This is a genomic window from Nonomuraea composti (genome assembly GCF_012034275.1).
GTDB lineage: Bacteria > Actinomycetota > Actinomycetes > Streptosporangiales > Streptosporangiaceae > Nonomuraea > Nonomuraea composti.
Genome location: NZ_JAATEP010000051.1, coordinates 1 through 20,042, shown reverse-complemented (window position 1 = coordinate 20,042; position 20,042 = coordinate 1). Strand labels below are relative to the sequence as shown.

General features: G+C 73.0%; 19 protein-coding genes. 9 read left to right on the top strand and 10 right to left on the bottom strand.

All coding sequences use genetic code 11. The features are described 5' to 3' along the window. Nucleotides 1-65 precede the first annotated feature (65 nt). From HCN51_RS45245 to rimP, 3 genes are read right to left on the bottom strand one after another with little or no spacing between them, the layout of a single operon-like run. Entirely contained in the window at nt 66-365 is a 300-nt protein-coding gene (locus HCN51_RS45245; RefSeq protein ID WP_080042099.1) for a YlxR family protein, read from the bottom strand. Continuing rightward, nucleotides 349-1,353, bottom strand: a complete 1,005-nt coding sequence (nusA, locus tag HCN51_RS45240; RefSeq protein WP_080042100.1) for a transcription termination factor NusA — start codon at nt 1,351-1,353, stop codon at nt 349-351. Before nusA ends, HCN51_RS45245 begins: the two co-directional genes overlap by 17 nt. 12 nt (nt 1,354-1,365) lie before the next feature. Next, a complete protein-coding gene (gene rimP, locus HCN51_RS45235; protein WP_080042101.1) occupies nt 1,366-1,851 on the bottom strand; it encodes a ribosome maturation factor RimP in 486 nt (161 codons plus the stop codon). A gap of 234 nt (nt 1,852-2,085) precedes the next feature. Between rimP and HCN51_RS45230 the strand changes: the two genes are divergently transcribed. After that, nucleotides 2,086-2,547, top strand: coding sequence for a hypothetical protein (locus HCN51_RS45230; RefSeq protein ID WP_168018104.1), 462 nt, complete (start codon nt 2,086-2,088; stop codon nt 2,545-2,547). Between the two features lie 7 nt (nt 2,548-2,554). Continuing rightward, on the top strand, nt 2,555-3,049 hold the full coding sequence (locus tag HCN51_RS45225) for a ferritin-like domain-containing protein (protein WP_346434022.1): 495 nt from the start codon (nt 2,555-2,557) through the stop codon (nt 3,047-3,049). 562 nt (nt 3,050-3,611) lie between these two features. On the opposite strand, the gene HCN51_RS45220 is transcribed toward HCN51_RS45225, so the two are convergent. Both HCN51_RS45220 and HCN51_RS45215 read right to left on the bottom strand, forming a co-directional pair. Further along, on the bottom strand, nt 3,612-5,357 hold the full coding sequence (locus HCN51_RS45220) for a proline--tRNA ligase (protein WP_346434021.1): 1,746 nt from the start codon (nt 5,355-5,357) through the stop codon (nt 3,612-3,614). 187 nt (nt 5,358-5,544) lie between these two features. Beyond that, nucleotides 5,545-6,216, bottom strand: coding sequence for a hypothetical protein (locus HCN51_RS45215; RefSeq protein ID WP_168018103.1), 672 nt, complete (start codon nt 6,214-6,216; stop codon nt 5,545-5,547). Between the two features lie 135 nt (nt 6,217-6,351). On the opposite strand from HCN51_RS45215, the gene HCN51_RS45210 reads away from it, so the two are divergent. Then, nucleotides 6,352-7,302 carry an acyl-CoA dehydrogenase family protein gene (locus HCN51_RS45210; protein ID WP_346434020.1) on the top strand — a complete coding sequence of 317 codons (951 nt, stop codon included), beginning with the start codon at nt 6,352-6,354 and terminating at the stop codon, nt 7,300-7,302. Nucleotides 7,303-7,347: 45 nt separating this feature from the next. On the opposite strand, the gene HCN51_RS45205 is transcribed toward HCN51_RS45210, so the two are convergent. Then, nucleotides 7,348-7,833, bottom strand: coding sequence for a hypothetical protein (locus HCN51_RS45205; protein ID WP_168018101.1), 486 nt, complete (start codon nt 7,831-7,833; stop codon nt 7,348-7,350). 94 nt (nt 7,834-7,927) lie between these two features. Here HCN51_RS45205 and HCN51_RS45200 point away from each other — a divergent pair, with 94 nt between their 5' ends. From HCN51_RS45200 to HCN51_RS45175, 6 genes are read left to right on the top strand one after another with little or no spacing between them, the layout of a single operon-like run. Then, nucleotides 7,928-8,998 carry an LLM class flavin-dependent oxidoreductase gene (locus HCN51_RS45200; protein ID WP_168018100.1) on the top strand — a complete coding sequence of 357 codons (1,071 nt, stop codon included), beginning with the start codon at nt 7,928-7,930 and terminating at the stop codon, nt 8,996-8,998. Next, nucleotides 8,998-10,059: a phenylacetate--CoA ligase family protein gene (locus HCN51_RS45195; RefSeq protein WP_168018099.1), complete on the top strand. Its 1,062-nt coding sequence runs from the start codon at nt 8,998-9,000 to the stop codon at nt 10,057-10,059. The genes HCN51_RS45200 and HCN51_RS45195 overlap by 1 nt, the downstream gene beginning before the upstream one ends. Before the next feature lie 13 nt (nt 10,060-10,072). Beyond that, the gene (locus tag HCN51_RS45190; protein ID WP_168018098.1) at nt 10,073-11,611 is read left to right on the top strand and encodes an AMP-binding protein; all 1,539 of its coding nucleotides are present in this window, start codon (nt 10,073-10,075) and stop codon (nt 11,609-11,611) included. Between the two features lie 33 nt (nt 11,612-11,644). Continuing rightward, a complete protein-coding gene (locus HCN51_RS45185) occupies nt 11,645-12,826 on the top strand; it encodes a class I adenylate-forming enzyme family protein (protein WP_168018097.1) in 1,182 nt (393 codons plus the stop codon). Between the two features lie 9 nt (nt 12,827-12,835). Continuing rightward, the gene (locus tag HCN51_RS45180; protein WP_346434019.1) at nt 12,836-14,137 is read left to right on the top strand and encodes an FAD-dependent oxidoreductase; all 1,302 of its coding nucleotides are present in this window, start codon (nt 12,836-12,838) and stop codon (nt 14,135-14,137) included. Then, on the top strand, nt 14,121-15,263 hold the full coding sequence (locus HCN51_RS45175; protein WP_168018096.1) for a DUF6986 family protein: 1,143 nt from the start codon (nt 14,121-14,123) through the stop codon (nt 15,261-15,263). Before HCN51_RS45180 ends, HCN51_RS45175 begins: the two co-directional genes overlap by 17 nt. 7 nt (nt 15,264-15,270) lie before the next feature. On the opposite strand, the gene HCN51_RS45170 is transcribed toward HCN51_RS45175, so the two are convergent. From HCN51_RS45170 to HCN51_RS45155, 4 genes are all read right to left on the bottom strand, one after another. Further along, nucleotides 15,271-15,951, bottom strand: coding sequence for a copper homeostasis protein CutC (locus HCN51_RS45170; protein WP_080042113.1), 681 nt, complete (start codon nt 15,949-15,951; stop codon nt 15,271-15,273). 99 nt (nt 15,952-16,050) lie between these two features. Continuing rightward, entirely contained in the window at nt 16,051-17,268 is a 1,218-nt protein-coding gene (locus HCN51_RS45165; protein WP_168018095.1) for a S8 family peptidase, read from the bottom strand. Nucleotides 17,269-17,366: 98 nt separating this feature from the next. Further along, a complete protein-coding gene (locus tag HCN51_RS45160; protein WP_168018094.1) occupies nt 17,367-19,505 on the bottom strand; it encodes an NACHT domain-containing protein in 2,139 nt (712 codons plus the stop codon). Nucleotides 19,506-19,619: 114 nt separating this feature from the next. Next, nucleotides 19,620-20,042 (bottom strand): YcaO-like family protein (locus tag HCN51_RS45155; protein ID WP_168018093.1); only part of this gene is annotated, 423 nt, incomplete at its 5' end.

Sequence of the window (20,042 nt, the reverse complement as noted above, 5' to 3'; positions counted from 1 at the left end):
GTCTTCATCGCCGCGTGCTCATCAGGCGCTCATAGCAATCTGACTCCGCCCATCAACTCGGCGTCCTACATGACATTTCTTTGGTCTCCCTCCAGATGAGCTCGCACGGGCGAGCTGTCAAGCGGCCCCGGCACGCGGAACGCGCGCGGGAACGCTCGGCGCCGCTCGGCAAGCTCCAGACAGCTCAGGGACGGATGCAGCGACGCACCGCGCCCCGGGAGCCGTCCGCGCAGGTCAGGGACCACCTGGCCCTCGACCTGCACCAGACGGAGCAGCTCGGACTTAGCCTCGCGAGCCCTGCAGCCCACACAGGTGCGCTGTGGGACCGCTTGGCCACCATATTCCAGCTTACCGTGTTGACGCATCTACGGAACCGGCGGCGTCCTCGGCTTGTGTATCGGGCCGGATGTCGATCCGCCATCCTGTGAGTCTCGCGGCGAGCCGGGCGTTCTGTCCCTCTTTGCCGATGGCCAGCGAAAGCTGGTAGTCGGGCACCGTGACCCGCGCGACACGACCTTCGAGATCGAGAACCTCGACGTGGGAAACGCGCGCGGGCGACAGGGCATTCCCGACGAACTCTCCCGGATCTTCCGACCAGTCGATGATGTCGATCTTCTCGCCGTGCAGCTCCGTCATCACGTTGCGGACCCGCGAGCCCATCGGCCCGATGCACGCGCCCTTGGCGTTCACGCCCGGCTTGCGCGACCTGACGGCGATCTTCGTGCGGTGGCCCGCCTCGCGCGCCACCGCCGCGATCTCCACGGTGCCGTCGGCGATCTCCGGCACCTCCAGCGCGAACAGCTTCTTCACCAGCCCCGGATGCGTGCGCGACAGCGTGACGGAAGGGCCCTTGTGCCCCTTCTTCACCTGCACCACGTACGCGCGGATGCGCTCGCCGTGCACGTACTCCTCGCCCGGCACCTGCTCGGGGTGCGGCAGCACCGCCTCGATCTTGCCCAGGTCGACCAGCACCACGCGCGGATCCTTGCCCTGCTGGATCACGCCCGAGACCAGCTCGCCCTCGCGGCTGGCGAACTCGCCGAAGTTGATCTCGTCCTCGGCGTCGCGCAGCTGCTGCAGGATGACCTGCTTGGCGGTGGTCGCGGCGATCCTGCTGAAGTTGTTGGGCGTGTCGTCGAACTCCCTGACGACCTCGCCGTCCTCGTCGAGCTCGGCCGCCCAGATCGTGACGTGACCACTGGCCCGGTCGAGCTCCGCCCGCGCCTTGGACGCGGCGCCGTCGGTGCGGAAGTACGCGATCAGCAGCGCGTCCTCGATCGCCTTGACGACCAGGTCGAAGGAGATGTCCTTCTCCCGCTCCAGGCTGCGCAGGACGCTCATGTCGATGTCCACGGCGGCTCCCCCTTAGCCTTCGTCGCCGTCGACGTCGTCGATCCGGCGGAATTCCACCTGAACCCGTCCGCGGGTCAGGTCCTCGTAACCAAGCCTGCGTGGCGCGCCCGACACGTCGAGGTCGACGCCGCTCTCGTCGGCGGCCAGGATGCGGCCCTCCACCACGGAGCCGTCCTTCAGCTCCGCCTTCACCAGCCGCTTGGCCGCACGACGCCAATGACGCGGCTCGGTGAGCGGGCGATCGACGCCCGGAGAGGACACCTCAAGCGTGTAAGCCGCCTGCCCCATCGCGTCGTCGTCGTCGAGCGCCGTGGAGACGGCCTGGCTCACGTCGGCCACGTCGTCGAGGCTCACACCGCCGTCACGATCCACGATCACCCGCAACAACCGTCTCTTGCCTGCCTGGGTGACCGTGATGTCCTCCAGGTCGAGACCTTCCGCGCTGACCACGGGCTCCAGGAGCTTCATCAGGTGGTCGCGGGGTGATGCGCTGCCCATATCGACCTCCCCTATTGTCATGTCTCAGCCGGGCGGACCTCGCCTCTGGCTCTCCCGCCGTCTGGCCGCTCAGCCAGCGACGACAGTTGACACCCTATCCGTATGAGGGCACGGAGAGAGCGCCACTCGTCACGGTCGAATGGCGGAGCGTCGCCGGACGGCGATCCCGGGCACTGGCCGTACGATGCTACCGAAGGCCCCAACGAGGCCGGTGACACCTGGAGGTTCGAGTTCGTGCGCGCGCGTCAGCTCTCCCGCCGGGCCCTGCTGGCGGGCACGGCGGCCGCACTGACCGGCTGCAGCGCCTCCGGGCCGCCGCAGCCGCCCGCCGCGCCGCCGCCCGACTCGCCCGAGGTCGTCCTGCTGAAGGGGATCATCGCGGAAAAGGAACGCACGATCGCCCTCTACTCGGCGCTCGTGGCCGGCGGGGCCGAGGAGCTGGCGCCGTTCCGCGACCGCCATCAGGCCCATCTGGCCGAGCTGCGCAAGCACGTCCCCGCTGGTTCGCCTGCACCCAGCGCCTCGTCCGGCAAGCCCGCCAAGGCGTCGCTGTCACGGCTGCGGGAGATCGAGCGCAAGGCCGCCGCCGCGCGGCCACGGCAGCTCGCCGGCGTCTCGCCCGGGGTCGCCCAGCTCGTCGCCAGCATCGGCGCCTGCGAGGCGGCCCACGCCATCGCCCTTCCGAAGTCCCTATGAGGTCCCTGTGGTCGTTGTGACTTCCGCCCACACAGACGCCGACACCGACAAGCTCCGCAAGGCGCTGGCCGCCGAGCACGCGGCGGTGTTCGCGTACGGGCTGCTGGCGGCGCGCACCTCGGGGGCGGTGCGGCAGCGGATGAGCGCCGCCTACGAGTCGCACCGCGCCCAGCGCGACCGGCTCCGCACCCTCATCACCGCCCGGGGCGGGCAACCCGCCGAGCCCGACGCGTCGTACGCGCTGCCGTTCTTCCCCTCCAACGCCGAGCTGGCCGTCAAGCTGGCGGTGCAGCTGGAGAACGGGGTGGCGGCGGCGTACCTGGAGCTCGTCGCCGCACAGGACCCCAAGGTGCGCGAGTCGGCGGCCCTGGCCATGCAGGAGGCCGTGACCCGGGCCTACACCTTCCGCCCCGACCCGCCCACCGCCTTCCCGGGCATGCCCGCCACCGCCACCTCCCCGGCCGCATCCCCTTCCGGGGCACCGGCCGGCGCCGGCGGCTGACACCCCCTCCGGGCACGGGCACGGGCATGAGCACGGGCATGACGCGCGCGAGGACCGCGCACCGCCCGCCGACCGCACCGCCCTGCGAACCACAGCGCCGGCTGGCCGCACCGCCCTGACGGCCGCACCGCTTTGAGGGCCGCGCACCCAACGCCGGCCGCGCCGCCCCGCGGCCTGTGCCGCGCAGGCATCGCGGAGGGCGACGCAGGCTGGAGCAGACGCGCGAAGCCGCACCCCGTCACCGCGCCACGCACGTCCCGCGCCTCGCGGCCACCTCCCGCGCCGACGCGCCTCAGCGTCACCTCACGGATGCCACCTCGCGCGCCGCCGCGTCTCGGTGTCTTAGCGCCGCCTCGCGCGCCGCGTCCAAGCACGCCCGTCCTGCCTGCGGGTGCCGCACTCGCGCGTGTGCGTGGGGCGCCATCGCCTGCTGAGCCGCCCGCACAGGCCGTGTCTGGGCGTACGGGTGCCGAGCCGCACGCAAGGGGGCTCGGCAGGCGGGCGGGCGCTCGGCGGGCGGGCACCGGCGGGGTGGGCCCTCCGCAGGGGGAGGGCCCCGGGGTTAGGCGTTGACGGCGGCGAGCACGCGGTCGGCGGCCTCGGCGAGGGGGATCTCCTGCTTCTCGCCCGTGACGCGGTCGCGCAGCTCCACGACGCCCTGCGACAGCCCGCGTCCCACGACCACGATGGTGGGCAGGCCGAGCAGCTCGGCGTCCTTGAACTTGACGCCGGGCGAGACCTGCGGCCGGTCGTCCACGAGAACGCGCAGGCCGCGGGACTCCAGCTCGGCGCCCAGCTCAAGGGCGGCCTCGACCTGGTTCTCCTTGCCGGTGCCGACGATGTGGACGTCGGCGGGCGCGACCTCGCGCGGCCACACGAGCCCGAGCGCGTCGTGGGCCTGCTCGGCGATGACGGCCACGGCGCGGGAGACGCCGATGCCGTAAGAGCCCATGGTGACGCGGATGGGCTTGCCGTCGGGGCCGAGCGCGTCGAGGCCGGCGGCGTCGGCGTACTTGCGGCCGAGCTGGAAGATGTGGCCGATCTCGATGCCGCGGTCGATGGACAGCTCGGCGCCGCAGCGGGGGCAGGGGTCTCCGGCGCGTACCTCGGCGGCCTCGATGGTGCCGTCGGGGGTGAAGTCGCGGCCGGCGACGACGTTGGCGGCGTGCTTGCCGGGCTCGTTGGCGCCGGTCACCCAGGAGGTGCCGGTGACGACGCGCGGGTCGACGAGGTAGCGGATGCCGAGCTCGCGCAGGACCTGCGGGCCGATGTAGCCGCGGACGAGGCCGGGGTGCTTGGCGAAGTCGGCGGCCTCGAAGATGGCGGGCTCGCCGGGCGCCAGGGACGCCTCCAGGCGCTTGAAGTCGACCTCGCGGTCGCCGGGCACGCCGATGACCAGCGTCTCGACCTTGTCGGAGCCGGGCGTGCTGACCTTGACGACGACGTTCTTGAGGGTGTCGGCGGCGGTGATGGACAGGCCGTGGTGCTCGTTGACGTACGAGACGAGGGTGTCGATGGTCGGGGTGTCGGGGGTGTCGAGCACCTGGAGCGCGGGCAGGTCGTCGTACGGGCGCACGGCGGGGGCGGGCGTGACGACGGCCTCGGCGTTGGCGGCGTAGCCGCATGAGTGGCAGGCCACGAACGTGTCTTCACCGGTGGGGGTGGGCGCGAGGAACTCCTCGGACGCCGAGCCGCCCATGGCGCCCGACGTGGCGAACACGATCTTGTAGGTGATGCCGAGACGGTCGAACGTGCGGATGTAGGTCTCGCGGTGCTGCTCGTAGGAGCGCTTGAGCCCGTCGTCGTCGAGGTCGAAGGAGTAGGAGTCCTTCATCAGGAACTCGCGGCCGCGCAGGATGCCGGCCCTGGGCCGCGCCTCGTCGCGGTATTTGGTCTGGATCTGGTAGAGGGTGACCGGATAGTCCTTGTACGAGGAGTATTCGCTCTTGACCATGTCGGTGAAGAGCTCCTCGTGCGTGGGGCCGAGAAGATAGTCAGCGCCCTTACGGTCTTGGAGGCGGAAGAGGGTGTCGCCGTATTCGGTCCAGCGGCCGGTGGCCTCGTAGTATTCGCGGGGCAGCAGGGCGGGGAAGAGCACTTCCTGGCCGCCCATGCGGTTCATTTCCTCGCGAACGATCTTCGCGACGTTCTCCAGGACCATTTTGCCGAGGGGCAGCCAGGAGTAGATTCCGGGCGCGACACGGCGGACGTAGCCGGCGCGGACGAGGAGCTTGTGGCTCGGCACTTCCGCGTCTGCCGGGTCGTCCCGCAGGGTGCGAAGAAACAACGACGACATGCGCAGCAACACGGCTACTCCTTGCTCGAACCCGGATGTGGAGGACTGCAGAGGTCCACAGAGGTCTACAGAGGTCTGCGAAGCTCTCCAGAGGTCTACAGGCTATCGAGTCGGAGGCGCGTCGCGCTCAGGCTTATCCGGGCGATCCCCGGGCGGGCCGCACACGGCCAGGCTTGTCCGGGCGATCCCCGGGCGGGCCTCAGACGGCCAGGGGGATCCAGCCCGCCACGAACGCGGCCAGGCAGACGGTGAACACGCCCGAGAACACCGCCGACATCGCCAGCGCGCGCACCCGGGCGCGGGCGTTCCTGCGCAGAGCCAGCACCAGCGCCACGGCCGCCAGCCCGACCGCCATCGCGGGCCCCGGCCAGAACGACTGCTCGCTGTCGATGAACCCGGGTGTCGCCCGGTCCACCACGTCCGCGATCAGCGCGGCGCCGACGGCGCCCGCCGCGACGTCGCCCCAGCCGTCGTCCCTGCGGGTGGTGTACGCGAGCAGGCCGAGCCCCACGAGCAGGGCGAGCGTCCAGTTGAGCCCGGCGGCGCTGCCGCCGATCACGTCGAAGGCGTCGTCGCCGCGCAGCGCGCCCGCGCCCATCGCGGCGACGAGCGTGGAGACCGCCGCGAGGAACGTCGTCAGCAGCGCCCAGCCGAACCCCGACGCGGTCGCGCCGACGGTCAGGGAGAGGGCGAGATAGGCGTACGGGTCGTAGATCTGGCCGAGCCAGGCGGGGCCGTTTCCGGAAATGAGCATGCCGATCAAGCCGACGGCCAGCCCGCCCAGGAAGGCCGTGATCAAATGGCATTCGATGGCGCGCTGACGCCGGTCGTATTCGGCGAAGTCGGCGTAGTCGATGGTGGTGTTGTTCATGTCCATTTCCCTGGTCAACCCCTCCCCCGGAATCGTTTGGGGATGACCACATCCAGATTATGTGACCATACAAAAAAGGCAAATTTCGGTCATGTCCGTGCTAAAACAAGCAATCGCTTGGTTATGATCTGTCGCGTGGCACTCGCCGATGAACTCCGCGCCGCCGTCCGCGCCTATCTCGCCGGACGTCCGGACGCGTCCTGGCAGGCGTTCGCGCGGGACGTCGGGATCGCCGGGCTGCTCGTGCCCGAGAAGCACGGGGGCGCCGGGTGCGGGGCCGCCGAGATGGCGGCCGTCGCCGAGGAGCTGGGCCGCGTCCTGTCACCCCACCCGTTCCTCCAGTCGGCGGTCATGGCCACCTCGGCGGCCTCCGCGTGCGGGGCCGACGAGCTGCTGGAGGCGCTGGCCGCCGGGACGAGCGCCACCGTGGTGCTGCCCGGCGACGGGTCACTCCGGCTCGACGGTGACGTGCTCACCGGGGTGGTGCCGTACGCGATGGACGGGGAGCTGGTGCTCGCCTACGCCGGCGGGGCGCTCGTGCAGGCCGTGCCCAGCGCGCGGGCGCCGTACGTGACGATGGACGAGAGCCGGCCCCTGCAACGGCTCCGCTTCGACCACGTCCCGGTGCGGCGGCTGGGCGACGGGGCGGCCTGGGAGCGCGTACGGGACCTCGGGATCGCGGCGCTGGCGGCCGAGCAGGTGGGCGGGGCCCAGCGGTGCCTGGACATGGCCGTCTCGCACGCCAAGAGCCGGCACCAGTTCGGCCGGCCGATCGGGGCCTTCCAGGCGATCAAACACAAGCTGGCCGACCTGCTGCTGCTCGTCGAATCCGCCCGGTCCGCGGCGGGGGCCGCCGCACAGGACGCGGTGGCGGCGGCCGTCGCCGGGTCGTACTGCACGGAGGCGTACCTGGTGGTGGCCGGGGAGAACATCCAGGTGCACGGGGGGATCGGGATCACGTGGGAGCACCCTGCGCACCGGTACTTCAAACGGGCCACCTCGGACGCCCAGCTCTTCGGCCCCCCGCACGCCCATCGCGCCCGCCTCGCCCCCCACGTCCTCGCCCCCGGACCGCACTCCGGCTGAAGTCCTTTGGGGGACGCCGGTGCGCGGGCGCGAGGGGAGGCGGGGTCAGCCGCCGAGGAGTTCTTCCCAGGGGTGGCGGGTGTTGGTGCGGCGGGTGGTGTCGAGGGCTTCGGCCAGGCGCCAGAAGCCCGGGCGGGCGCGGACGCCGGCGCGGCCCATCGGGTCGATGGCGCGCAGCTCGAAGCGGACGCCCATGACGTCGAGCACGGCCGAGCCGTCGCTGCCGGGCCCGGCCTGGGTGACGAGGGGGCCGTCGTAGTCGGGGTCGCGGACCTGGTCGGCCAGGAGGGCGGCCACTTCCGAGGCGTACGGTCCGTCGCGCCATTCGATGTGCCAGCTGTGGTCGGAGCCGCGCCACCACGTCAGGTCGCGGCAGGACTCGATGAAGTCGGCCTCGGAGGCGAGTGCGGCCATGACGCGGCCGAAGGCTTCGTAGCGGCGTGCGCTGGTGAGCGAGAGCTCGTCGCCGGGGTCGGGGGACGACGGGCCGTTCTTCGGCCGCCGCAACGCGTGCTTTCGCTTCACGAGCATCCACTCTGATCGCCGCCGCGCCCTTCCCGCAAGTCTTTGCCGCTGATACGCTCTACCAAGCGAGCGCTTGGTTTCCTACTTCGCCGGAGGCGCGATGACGTCGTCCCTACGGATCAGCCTGGGGTATGAGCTGGAGGTCCGCGGTCGCACCCGCGAGGTCGAGCAGCAGGCGTTCCAGAACGTGATCGACCAGGTCGTCCTCGGCGACCGGCTCGGCTGCGAGGCCGCCTGGTTCGTGGAGCACCACTTCACCAGGGGTTTCTCCCACTCCTCGGCCCCCGATCTGGTCCTGGCCGCCATCTCGCAGCGCACCGAGCGCATCCGCCTGGGGCTCGGGGTGGTGCTGCTGCCGTTCCAGTCCCCGATCCGTACGGCCGAGCGCGTCGCCACGCTCGACATCCTGAGCGGCGGCCGGGTCGAGTTCGGCACGGGCCGGGGCGCCTCCCCGCTGGAGTACCAGGCGTTCCAGCGTCCGTTCGAGAAGTCGCGGCAGATCTGGGAGGACTCGCTGGAGGCCACGCTGGCCATCTGGCAGGCCGACGGGGAGCCGGTCAGCCGCTCGAACGAGTTCTTCGAGATCCCCGACGTGGCCGTCTACCCGCGCCCGGCGCAGCGGCCCCATCCTCCGGTCTGGGTGGCCTCGACCTCGCTGGAGGGCTATCTGGCCGCCGCCCGGCACGGGTACAACCTGCTCGGCATGACGATGCTCAAGGGCATCGACGACGTGGCCGCCGACATCGCGAAATATCGGGAGTGTCTGGCCGAGCACGGCTTCGACCCGGCCAGCCGGCGGGTCGCGCTCATGATCCCCTGGTACGTGGCCCCCACCCGCGAGGAGGCTGCCGCCACGGCCGCCGACCCCGTCCTGTGGTACATCCGCCGCCAGGTCAACCTCGTCACCCCGCCCGACTACTACGACGCCCGCCACGCCACCCACCGCGTGCTCGGGCAGCTCGCCGCCGGGCTGCCGCCCGAGGAGGCGATGGCCACGCTCCGCGAGCACCTGATGGTCGTCGTGGACGACGTGGAGGGCTCGCGCAAGGCCCTGGCCAGGATCGCCGAGGCGGGCGCGACGGACCTGATCATCCAGGCGCAGGTGGGCGGCCTGGCGCACGAGCGGGTGTGCGCGTCGATCTCGCTGTTCATGAAGGACGTGATGCGCTGATGGCCCGCTGGCTGACCCGGGACGACCTCGGGGCCGCCGCGGGCACCGCGACCGGGCTGCTGCTGGTCTCCCCCGACGTGTCCAGCGTCTTCCCGCTGTCCCCCGCCGACCGTTCGGACGTGGTGGGGCTGACGGGGGCGGCGCTGCGGGAGGCGGGCGTCGGCGAGGACGATCGGGTCGTGGTGGCCCTGGCCGAGCCGGCCGGCGCGTTGTGGGCGGCCGCGGCTGCGGACGTGGCGGGGGCGGCGGCCCGGGTGGGGCCGCGCGGGCGGATGCGGCTGCACCACGCGCTGAGCACGCTCAAGGCCACGACGCTGGTCGCGACCCCGACGGGCGCGATGGACCTGCTGTCCCGCCTGCACCTGGAGTTCCTGCTGGACCCGCTGGACCTCGGGCTCAGGACCATCGTGCTGACCGGCGAGATCGCCTCCAAGCGCACGCTGGGGCACCTGGCGGCCGAGTTCGGGGCCACGGTGACGGAGGTGCTGGCCAGCCCGTTCAGCGGCGGCGCGCTGGCCTGGCGAAGGGCCGAGGAGGAGCCGCTGCGCCCGCTCGCGGACGGCCTGCTGGGGCTGGCGGCGCTGGACAAGGACGTCCCGGCGACGGGCGACGGGCCGGCCGAGCTGGTCGTCACCCCGTCCGGGCACTCGACGCTCGGCGCCGCCGTGCTCAGGACGGGCCTGGTGGCCGCGCCGGCGGCGGCCGGAGCGATCCCGGCGCCCGCGCACACGGTCGGCGAGCACGTGCTCGTCAGGGGCGTGTGGCTGGCGCTGCCGCGCATCGACAGGGCGCTGGCCCGCATCGACGGCGTGGCCGGGTGGGAGCTGGCGATCAGCCGGCAGGGGACGCTGGACACGGCGGTGCTCACGGTGGCCTTCGCGCGGCGCAGCCTGATCGGCAGCCCCATGTGGAAGGCGCGCATCGAGCAGGCCGTGCGGGCGCTGACCCCCGTGTCGGTCGCGGTGGAGATCGCCCAGGACGTCGCCGAGACCCCCTCCCCCGGCGTCGTGAACGACCTGCGCGGCCACCACCTCGGAAGGGACCGGGCGCTCATCACCTGAGAAGGGGCTGCCGATGGGATCGATGCCGGACTGGGGGACGCTCCCCCGCATGCTGCGTGACCAGGCCGAACGCCATCCCGGCGACGTCGTGGTGGCCGATCCCGCGGGCCCGCGGCTCACGTCGGCCGGGCTGCGCGCCTACGCGGCCGGGGTCGCCCGCGGTCTCATGGCGCTCGGGGTGGAGCCCGGTGACCGGGTGGCCCTGTGGGGGGTGAACTCGCCGTACTGGGTGGGGCACGCGTTCGGGATCTGGGACGCGGGCGCGGTGATCGTGCCGCTGTCGCCGCGCTTCAAGGGGATCGAGGCGGCGCAGCTCCTCGCGAAGACCGGCGCGAAGGTGCTGATCACCGGCCCGGGCCCGGCACCGGCGCCCCTTCCCGGGCCGCTGCCCGAGCTGCGGCACGTCGTCACGCCGGACGGCCCCGGGCTGGCCACGCTCGGCGCGCGGGTCCCTTCCGGCGAGGCCGAGGAGCGGGCGCTCGCCGTCCGGCCGGACGACCTGTGCGAGATCATGTCAACCTCCGGCACCACCGGCACCCCCAAGGGCGTGATGATCGACCACTCGCAGGTGCTGCGCGGCTACTGGGACTGGTCGGAGATCGTCACCCTGGACGAGCGCGACCGCTACCCGGTGATCGCGCCGTTCAGCCACGGGTTCGGGCTGAACGCGGGGCTGGTGGCCTGCGTGCTGCGCCGGGCCACGATGATCCCGGTCCCGGTCTTCACCCCCGACGCGCTGATGTCGCTCCTCTCCGAGGAGCGGGTCACGGTGCTGGCCGGGCCGCCCACGCTGTTCCACCGGCTGCTGGACGAGCTGGACCGCGATCCCGGGCGCTCCTGGGACGTGTCGTCGCTGCGGGTGGCCATCTGCGGGGCCGCCGCCGTCCCTGCCGCCATGATCACGCGGCTGGTCGAGCGGGTCGGGCTGGAGCGCATGATCAACGCGTACGGGCTCATGGAGGGCACGGTCGTCTCCATGACCAGGGCGGGCGACCCCATCGAGGTGATCGCGAACACCACCGGCCGGCCCGTACCGGGCATCGAGGTGAAGATCGTGGACGACGACGGCAAGGAGGTCGCGCCCGGCGAGCGCGGCGAGATCCTGCAGCGCGGCTACGGCGTGATGCGCGGCTACTGGGGCGAGCCCGAGCGCACGGCCGAGGTGGTCGACGGCGACGGCTGGCTGCACACCGGCGACGTCGGCGTGCTGGACGAGGCGGGCAACCTGGCCATCGTGGACCGCAAGAAGGACCTCTACATCGTCAACGGATTCAACGTCTCCCCCGCCGAGGTCGAGTCGCTGCTGCTGCGGGAGGGCTCGCTGGCGCAGGCCGCGGTCGTGGGCGTGCCGGACCCGTCGTCCGGCGAGTCGGGCCTGGCCTACGTCGTGCCCCGGCCGGGGGCGGCGGCCGACCCGGAGGCGTTGCTGGCGTGGGCGCGCGCCAACATGTCCGGCTACAAGGTGCCCCGGCGGATCGTCGTGCTGGACGCGCTGCCGACCAACGCCAATGGCAAGGTGGACAAGGTCGCCCTGCGGCAGCACCAGGCGTAGCGTGGGAGGCAGGCCCTTCGCCCGGGAGCCGCCATGCTGCGCCTGCTCGCCGGTGAGGCCGCACGCAGGTTCGGGGGGCGCGCGGCCGTCGTCACCGGCTCCGCCTCGCTGTCCTTCGCCGACCTCGACCGCTTCTCCGACCAGGTCGCCGCCGGGCTCGCCCATCGCGGCACCCGCATCGGCGACGTCGTGGTGCTGGCGCTGCCCGACGGGCCCGAGTTCGTGATCTGCTACCTGGCGGCGGCGAAGATCGGCGCGGTCACGGCGGGCATCGGCGTCGAGCGGCTGGGCCTGCTGACCGGCCTCGACCCGGCGATCGTGATCACCGCGCCGAGCGTGCTGCCGCCGCTGTCGGGGCTGGACGTGGTGACGCTGCCCATCGACCGGGGCCGCCGCTCGCCGCACCTGTACGACCCGGTCCGGCTCACGGGCCTGCGCCGGCCCGAGCCGCCCCCGCCGCCGTTCCCGCCGGATCCCGCCCGGCCGGTCGTGATCACGTTCACGTCGGGCAGGACGGGGCCGCCGAAGGGCGTGGTGTTCGGCAACCGGCAACTGGAGGCGATCCGTGCCCATGGCGCGGGGCTGCGGTGGGCCACGGGCGACGCCAGGCTGGTGCCGCATCCGCTGGGGCAGCTCGGGTTCGCCACCCGGCTGCCGGTGATCCTGCAGACGGGGCGTACCTGCCACGTCCTGGCCGAGTGGACGCCCGACGCGGTGCTGCGGGTGCTGCGCGAGCACAAGATCGGGGTGCTGCAGGGCACCCCGCACCAGCTCTCCCGCATCCTCGACCTGCGCGAGGAGCTGCCCGAGCTGTCGCTCATCCTGTCCAGCGGCGCCCCCGCCACGCCGGCGCTGATCAGGACGTTGCGCACCAGGTACGGCGTGCCTGTCTGCAACCGCTACATCTGCACGGAAGCCGGTCTGGGGCTCGGCACGCGGCCCGACGACCCGGACGAGGACGCGGAGTTCAGCGTGGGCAGGCCGCGCGGCAGCGTGAACGTCTCGATCAGGGACGCCGAGGGCCGCCCCCTGCCCATCGGGGATCACGGTGAGGTGCTGCTCCGCTCGGAAGCGGTCATGAGCGGTTACGTTGGCAGGAGCACCGATCATGCGGTGTTCGCCAAGGACGGGTTCATCCGCACCGGCGACCGGGGATACATCGATCACACTGGCCGGTTACATCTGGTGGGACGGGTCACACGTAAACCGGCGTAGGGAGGCGGCGTGACGTTGCACGTGGCGGTCATCGGGTCGGGCCCTGCCGGGATCTACACGGCCGAGGCACTGGTCAAGCAGTCGTCGGAGCCGGTCGCGGTCGATGTGATCGAGCGGCTGCCGACCCCGTACGGGCTGGTCCGGTACGGCGTGGCACCCGACCACACCTCGATCAAGTCGATCGCGAACTATCTGCGCAAGGTGCTGGAGCTGCCGGAGGTGCGCTTCCTCGGCGGCGTCACCCTCGGCCGGGACGTGTCGGTCGAAGACCTGCTCGGCCTCTACGACGCGGTCGTCTACTGCACGGGCGCGATGGTCGACAGGAGGCTCGGCATCCCCGGGGAGGACCTTCCGGGCAGCGTGGCCGCGACCGACTTCGTCAACTGGTACTGCGGCCACCCCGACGTCGATCCTGGCCGGTTCACGCTCGACACCTCCGAGGTGGCCGTGATCGGGGTCGGGAACGTCGCCGTGGACGTCGTCCGCATGCTGGCCAAGGCCGCCGACGAGCTGCGCCCCACCGACGTGCCGCACGAGGCGCTGCAGCGGCTCGGCGAGAGCGAGGTGAAGGCCATCCACATGGTGGGGCGGCGCGGGCCCGAGCACGCCAAGTTCACCCTCAAGGAGCTGCGCGAGCTGGGCGAGCTGGCCAACGCCGACGTGTGCGTGCGCCCCGACGAGGCCGCCGTCCTCGGCGGCGACTTCCCGCGCCAGGTGCAGGGCAACATCAACGTCGTGCGCGAGTGGGCGGCCCGCGAGCCGGTCGGCCGGCCGCGCCGCCTCGACGTGCGCTTCTGGCTGCGGCCCGTCGAGATCCTCGGCACGGAGCGGGTCGAGGGGCTGAAGCTCGAACGCACCCGCCTGGCGGAGGACGGCCGCGTGGTCGGCACCGGCCAGTTCGAGACGCTGCCGGTCGGCATGGTGCTGCGCTCGGTCGGCTACCAGAGCGTCCCGCTGCCCGGCGTGCCCTTCTCCGAGAAGACGATGACGGTGCCGAACGAGGCCGGGCGCGTGCGCGACCGCGAATACGTCGCGGGCTGGCTCAAGCGCGGGCCGACCGGGGTGATCGGCACCAACAAGTCCGACGCGGCGGAGACCGTCCGCACCCTGCTCGCCGATCTCGCCGGCGGCGCGCGGGTCGGCTCGGGCGGCCTCGACACGCTGCTGGCCGAGCGCGGGGTCCGGCCGGTCGGTTACGACGACTGGCTGGCGATCGAGGCGGCCGAGGCGGAGCTCGCCCGCTCGCTCGACCGTGGCGAACGCGTCAAGCTCGTCGGTCTGGAGGCCATGCTCCGTGCCTTCCGTCCCTGAGGGCTTCGCGGAGACGTACCGGCTGCAGCAGGCCCGCTACCCCGAGCCGGGGCCGGGCTGGCAGCCGGTCCACACCGTGTACGTGCCGGCCGACCGCTTCTCCGCCCGCACCGTCGCCGAGTGGGGCGAGCGGGCGCTGTCGCTGCTCAAGGCGCACCTGGCGGGCCCCGACGAGGTGGCCGAGGTGTTCGACGTGCCGTCCGGGCTGGCCGGCGTGGTGCACGAGATGGTCCTGCGCAAGCTGTCCACCGAGCCGGTGGAGGACCTGCGCGTCGACTTCGAGGACGGCTACGGCGTGCGGCCCGGCCCCGTCGAGGACGGCCACGTGGCGCAGGCCGTCGAGGCGGTCGCCGCGCTGCACGCCGCCGGGGCGCTGCCGCGCCGCTGGGGGCCGCGGGTGAAGTCGTTCGCCGACGGGGACCCGGCGCGGTCGGTGCGCACGCTCCACCTGTTCCTGGCGGGGGTGGTGGAGCGGGTGGGCGAGCTGCCCGGCGGGTTCATCACAACCTTTCCCAAGGTGCTCATGGAGAGCTATCTCGGGCAGTTCGCGGAGGTGCTGGGCGAGCTGGAGGCGGAGCTCGGGGTGCGGCTGCGGTTCGAGATGCAGGTGGAGGCGCCGCAGACGCTGCCGTTCCTGCGCGGCGACCTGAACGAGTCGCTGGGCGGGCGGCTGGCGGCGGCGCACTTCGGCGTCTTCGACTACACGGCCGCGCTGGGGCTGCCGCCGCACGAGCAGCGGCTCGACCATCCGGCCTGCGACCACGCGCGGCACGTCATGCAGACGGCGTTCGCGGGCACGGGGGTGGAGCTGTCGGACGGGTCGCTGGCCGCCGCGCCCGCCTCCGATCGCGCGGGCGACGTGCACGGGCTGTGGCGGCGGCACGCCGAGCTGGTCCGCCACTCGTTGCGACACGGCTTCTACCAGGGCTGGGACATGCATCCGTCGCACCTGGTGAGCCGGTTCGCCACCGTATACGCCTTCCACCTGGCGCGCTACGACTCCTACCGGGAGCGGGTGCTGGCCTGGGAGGAGCGGCGCTCGGCCGGGGGCGGCGTGCTGGACGAGCCGGCCACGATCCGCACCCTGGCCGCCGCCCTGCGCCGGGCGGACGCCGCCCTGCCGTGACGCGCGCTCAGTCGCGTTCGACGAGGGCGCGCCACTGGCGGACCAGGCGCCACTCGACCGGGTCCGACCAGCTCGCCCGCACCGCCGAGCCGACGTGGAAGGCGCGGATGCCGTAGTCGAGCAGGGCCGGCACGTGCGCGGGCCGCAGGCCGCCGCCGGCGAGCACGATGGAGCCGTCGCCGGCGTCGGCGCGCGCCTTCAGCACGGGCAGGCCGTCCCCGACGCCGGTGGGCGCGCCGGAGGTGAGCACGGTGGCCAGGTTCGGCAGCAGCCGCACGGCCCGCCAGGCGGCCTGCACGTCGGCGGCGTGGTCCACGGCGCGGTGGAACGTCCACGGCAGCGGCGAGACCGCGTGGATGAGCGCCTCCGTGGCGGTCAGGTCCACGGCCCCCGCGCCGTCGAGGAAGCCGAAGACGAACCCGGCCGCCCCCGCCTGCTTCAGCTCCTTGGCGTCGCGGCTGAGCCGCTCGACGACGTCGGGGTCGGCGGCGAAGCCGGCGTCGCAGCGCAGCATCACCATCTGGGGCAGCGGGCACTCGGCGGCGATCGCGGCGACCGTCTCCGGTGCGGGCGTCAGCCCGTCGGCCGCCATGTCTGCCACGATCTCCAGGCGGTCGGCTCCGCCCTGTTCGGCGGCCACGGCGTCGCGCACGTCGAGCGCGATCACCTCGAGCAGGGATCCGGTCATGCAGGAGAGGTTATATGGCGCTTTGCGCACATGTGCCAGAGAGTTGACCTCAGCACCCACCCCGGACGGGGAACGACCGGCCCGCGGGACGCCCGGCGATCACGGGGCGCGCACCAGCCCGACGCCCCGATCGGCCACGTCCACGCCGGAGGCCAGGGGGCTGACCACCGCACCGGCCAGCAGGCGCGCGACGACGGTGGACGCGCTCGCCGGCAGCGGCGACCTCATCACCTCCTCCCACCACAGCGCCGCCACGCCGGCGACGTGCGGTGTGGCCATGCTGGTGCCGCTCAGGGAGCGCAGGCCGCCCCCGTTCCGCGCCGAGACCACGCCCACGCCGGGGGCGCTGATCTGCGGGAAGGTGTTGGAGAACGGCGCGACGACCAGCCCGTTGCCCGTGGGCGACTGTGCCAGCGCGCCGACCGCGATGACGCCCTCCGCGGCGGCGGGCAGCGACACGGCGATCTCGAAGTCCGGCCCGTTCTGGCGCTCGCTCTCGTTCCCGGCGGCCGCCACGACCACGGTGCCGGGGCCGACCGCCGAGCGCGCCGCCACCATCCGCATGAGCGCGTCGAAGAGCCGCAGGTTCGCCCGGTACGCCTCCAGCGCCAGCGACGTGGCGAACCGGGGCTGCCGCCCCATGTCGGTCAGCCGCTGCACCATGCCGGGGAAGTCGAACCCCAGGGACATCGAGATCACTTGGGCGCCCTGGTGCAGCGCCCACTCCAGGCCGCGCAGCAGCGCTTCGGTGTCACCGCTCCCGTCGTCGGCGAGCACCTTGCCGATCAGCGCCCGGGTCACGCCGGGGGCGACGCCGATGCGCGTGCCCTCGACCGCCCGGCCGAAGATCGTGCCGGCGCAGTGCGTGCCGTGCCCCTGCTTGTCGCCCACGCCCGAGCCGCTGAAGTCCTCCTGGATGAGGGTCACCCCGGTGAAGGCGGGGTGGGCGGAGTCGATGCCGGTGTCGAGGACGGCCACGATCGTGTCCGCTCCCGTCCTCGTCGTGACGTCGGCGCCCACGGCCTTGACACCCCACGTCGCCGCGGCGGCGGCCGCCTCGGCCTCCGCCCGCCCGTCGGCCGCGTCCTCGATCGGCTGGATGAGCGCGGTCGGCATGACCGGCGCCACCGCCCGTACCTCCGGATCGCGTGAGACGTCGCGCAGCTCGTGCTTGCTGAGCTCGGCCACCTCCACGTGCGGCTCGCTGCCGGCGGCCGGCGCCTGCGGCGGCACGGGGCCGCCCGCCCGCGCCGACTCCAGCGGGCTCGCCGTGCGTACGCCGCTCATGTCGCGCAGCACGCTGTATCTCTCACCCATGGCCTTCTGCTCCCCTCGGTCCTCCGGCCCCCTCGGGAACAGTGCCCTCGCCGATTCCACCGGCGGCCAAGCCCCGGTGAAATGCCCCCCAACAGGGCTCAGGCGAGCGGTACCGGCTCCCGGTGCCGATGCTTCTTCTCCGCGAGCTGGCGGGCCAGGTGCTCCTGCAGCTCGACGTGCCGGAACTGGTAGTACGGCCCCTCCGTACGCAGCAGGCCGAGGCGGTGCGCGTCGTCCAGGAAGTTCATGGCCCGCAGCGGCAGGCTGCCCCTGGTGGCCAGGCGCGGCACGGTGAGGTTGTAGGCCAGCCAGGCGTGGTGGCGGCCCACCAGCAGCCCGATCAGCAGGCCCACCAGCCCGCACGCGAGGCCCGCGGGGAAGCTGAGCCCCGTCCCCCACACGACGAACGCCCCGATGACCCCGACCGCGAGCCCGCCGGCGATCCTGATGGCCGTCAGGTTGCGGTCGGCCTGCCAGGTCGAGAGCGGAGAGCGCGCGCTGGCGTCCGTGGCCGGCCGCTCGACCCACTGGACCAGGCTGAGCACGACGATGAACCCGATGCCCGACAACAGCCCGACCTGCGTCGCGGCCGTCATGCCCGCGTGCGGGTCCCGCAGCCTGCCCGTCAGCCATCCGATGACCGCGCCCAGGACGCCGACGAGGATCCCCGCGGGCAGCGCCTTGACCAGGCCGAGGATCATCCCACGCAGATGGAAGTCCGCGTGCCCCGGCGCTTCCCTGAACCAGGAGCCGGTCGTGAGCACGATCAGCAGCATCGACAGCACGCCGAGCCCCGCGCCGACGACCGGGACGCCGCCCAGGACGGCGCAGACCAGGGCCACCACGGCGCCGACCGCGATGCCGCTGCCCCACCGCACCGGCCAGGTGGAGATGTGGCGGGCCAGGTGCCACCACGCCAGGTCCCGCGTGTCCACCTCGCTCGCGGACAGCTCGCGGCACAGGTACGTCAGCCAGCGGTCCACCTGCTCCGGCGTCCACGCGTGCTGCGGGCGGAAGGGCTGCGCGGGGCCGTCGGCCGGTGGGCGGGCGCTGACCAGGGCGGGGATGAGCTCGTCGCACAGGTGGTCGTGCAGCTCGGCGGCGCTGCCCTTGCCGTACTCCAGCAGCGGCGCCGGATCGGCGCGGGTGGCGATGTAGGTCACGCGGACCAGCCACAGCCCCAGGGACGTCGAGGTCACCTGGGCCAGGGCGGGGGCGGCGCCCGTGCGCAGCGCGTGCAGCACCTGCGACCAGGCGGGACGCGGCACCGGGGGCAGGCACGCCTCCAGGTAGTCGGCCGCGGCGACGGCGTCCATGGGTTGCGGCTCGATGACCGCCGACGCCGTCAGGACGTCGCCGAGCTCGTCGACCGACTCGGCGAACTGTTCCGTGCGGCAGGTGAGGATGAGCTCGTCGTTCTCGCACAGGGAGCGGTTCAGCGCGCGCAGCATGTCGGTACGGGCGTGGTCGGGCAGCTCGTCCAGGCCGTCGATGACGGGCAGCAGCTCGCCGCGGGCCGCCAGCGCCTCGGGGATGCCGGGGCCGAGCGCCTCCGCGCGCAACGCGGGATAGTCCATCGCCAGGAACGCGGCCAGCCAGTCCTGCAGCCGCGGGTGGACCCGCTCGTCCCAGCGGGCCGCCGAGACGAGCACCGGGACGCGCTCGCCCGGCTCCCGGGTGCGCAGCAGTTCGAGGAGCAGTTGCACGGCCAGGGTCGTCTTCCCGGTGCCCGGCCCGCCCAGGATGACCAGCCGCCGGCAGGGCAGCGCCCGGAACCCGCACGCCATGTCCTTGATGTGCATCGGCAGGCCGGGGAAGGCGACGGCGCCCTTGGCGATGATCCCGGGGTGGTCGACGAGCTCGCGCCGTTCCGTGGACCGCCAGGGCAGCGGCATCGGCTCCGGGTCGCCCAGCGAGCGCAGGACCGTCTCCTCGCGCCACTGCTCGGACACCAGGCCGGCGAGAATGTCCTTCGCGGTGTCGATGTCGGCGGAGGTGGGAGCGCGGGCCGGCGCTCGGTGCTCGCGCCACCAGGACAGGAGCTGGCGCACGCCGCTGCCGAGCGTGATCACGCTGGTGACCGTCGCCACGAACGTGGCGAATCCCACCACTATCCCGTTCGGGGCGGGCGAGCGTCCCGAGACGGAGAGAAGCCCGACGGCCACGGCGAGAAGCAGGAGACCCCAGATGAGCACCCCGACCGCGCGCGACTTCCGGTGCGCATATTGTCCAGACATAATTCCAGTATGTGAAGAATGGCCTCCCAGAAAGGGTGAGCACATGCACGCCTGCGGCAAAACCGGTCCCCGTCATCCAGTGGGACGCCAAGCGTGCGACAGCGATCCGGAAACTCACCGGACCGCCCGGGACGCCCTCGGCCCCGGAACGACGAGATTTCCGTCGGTAATGAGCATGAATCGCTCCAGGCCCGGCACCATGACGTGCACGGCGACCACGCACCCCGGCACGGCCCGCACCGCCCGCGCGTAGACCCGGAACCCCCGCGCCGCCAGCATCGCGCACACCGCCCGCAGCTGCGCCCCGGGCGCCCCCGCCACCGGCCCGCCGTCGGGGAGGGGCACCACGCGCCCCCGGCGCAGCACCTCGGTGAGCTCGAACCGCCCGCAGGCCGCCAGGGCGGGGTGGGCGGCCGGCGCCGCCTGATCGCCGCGGGAGCCCCCTCCCAGCTCCTCACCCAGGGTGGTCTGGACAAGCTCGGTGAGGGCGCGCCAGGCGGCATGGGCGGGGCTCAGGGAGGTGCCGGTGCCGCGCCG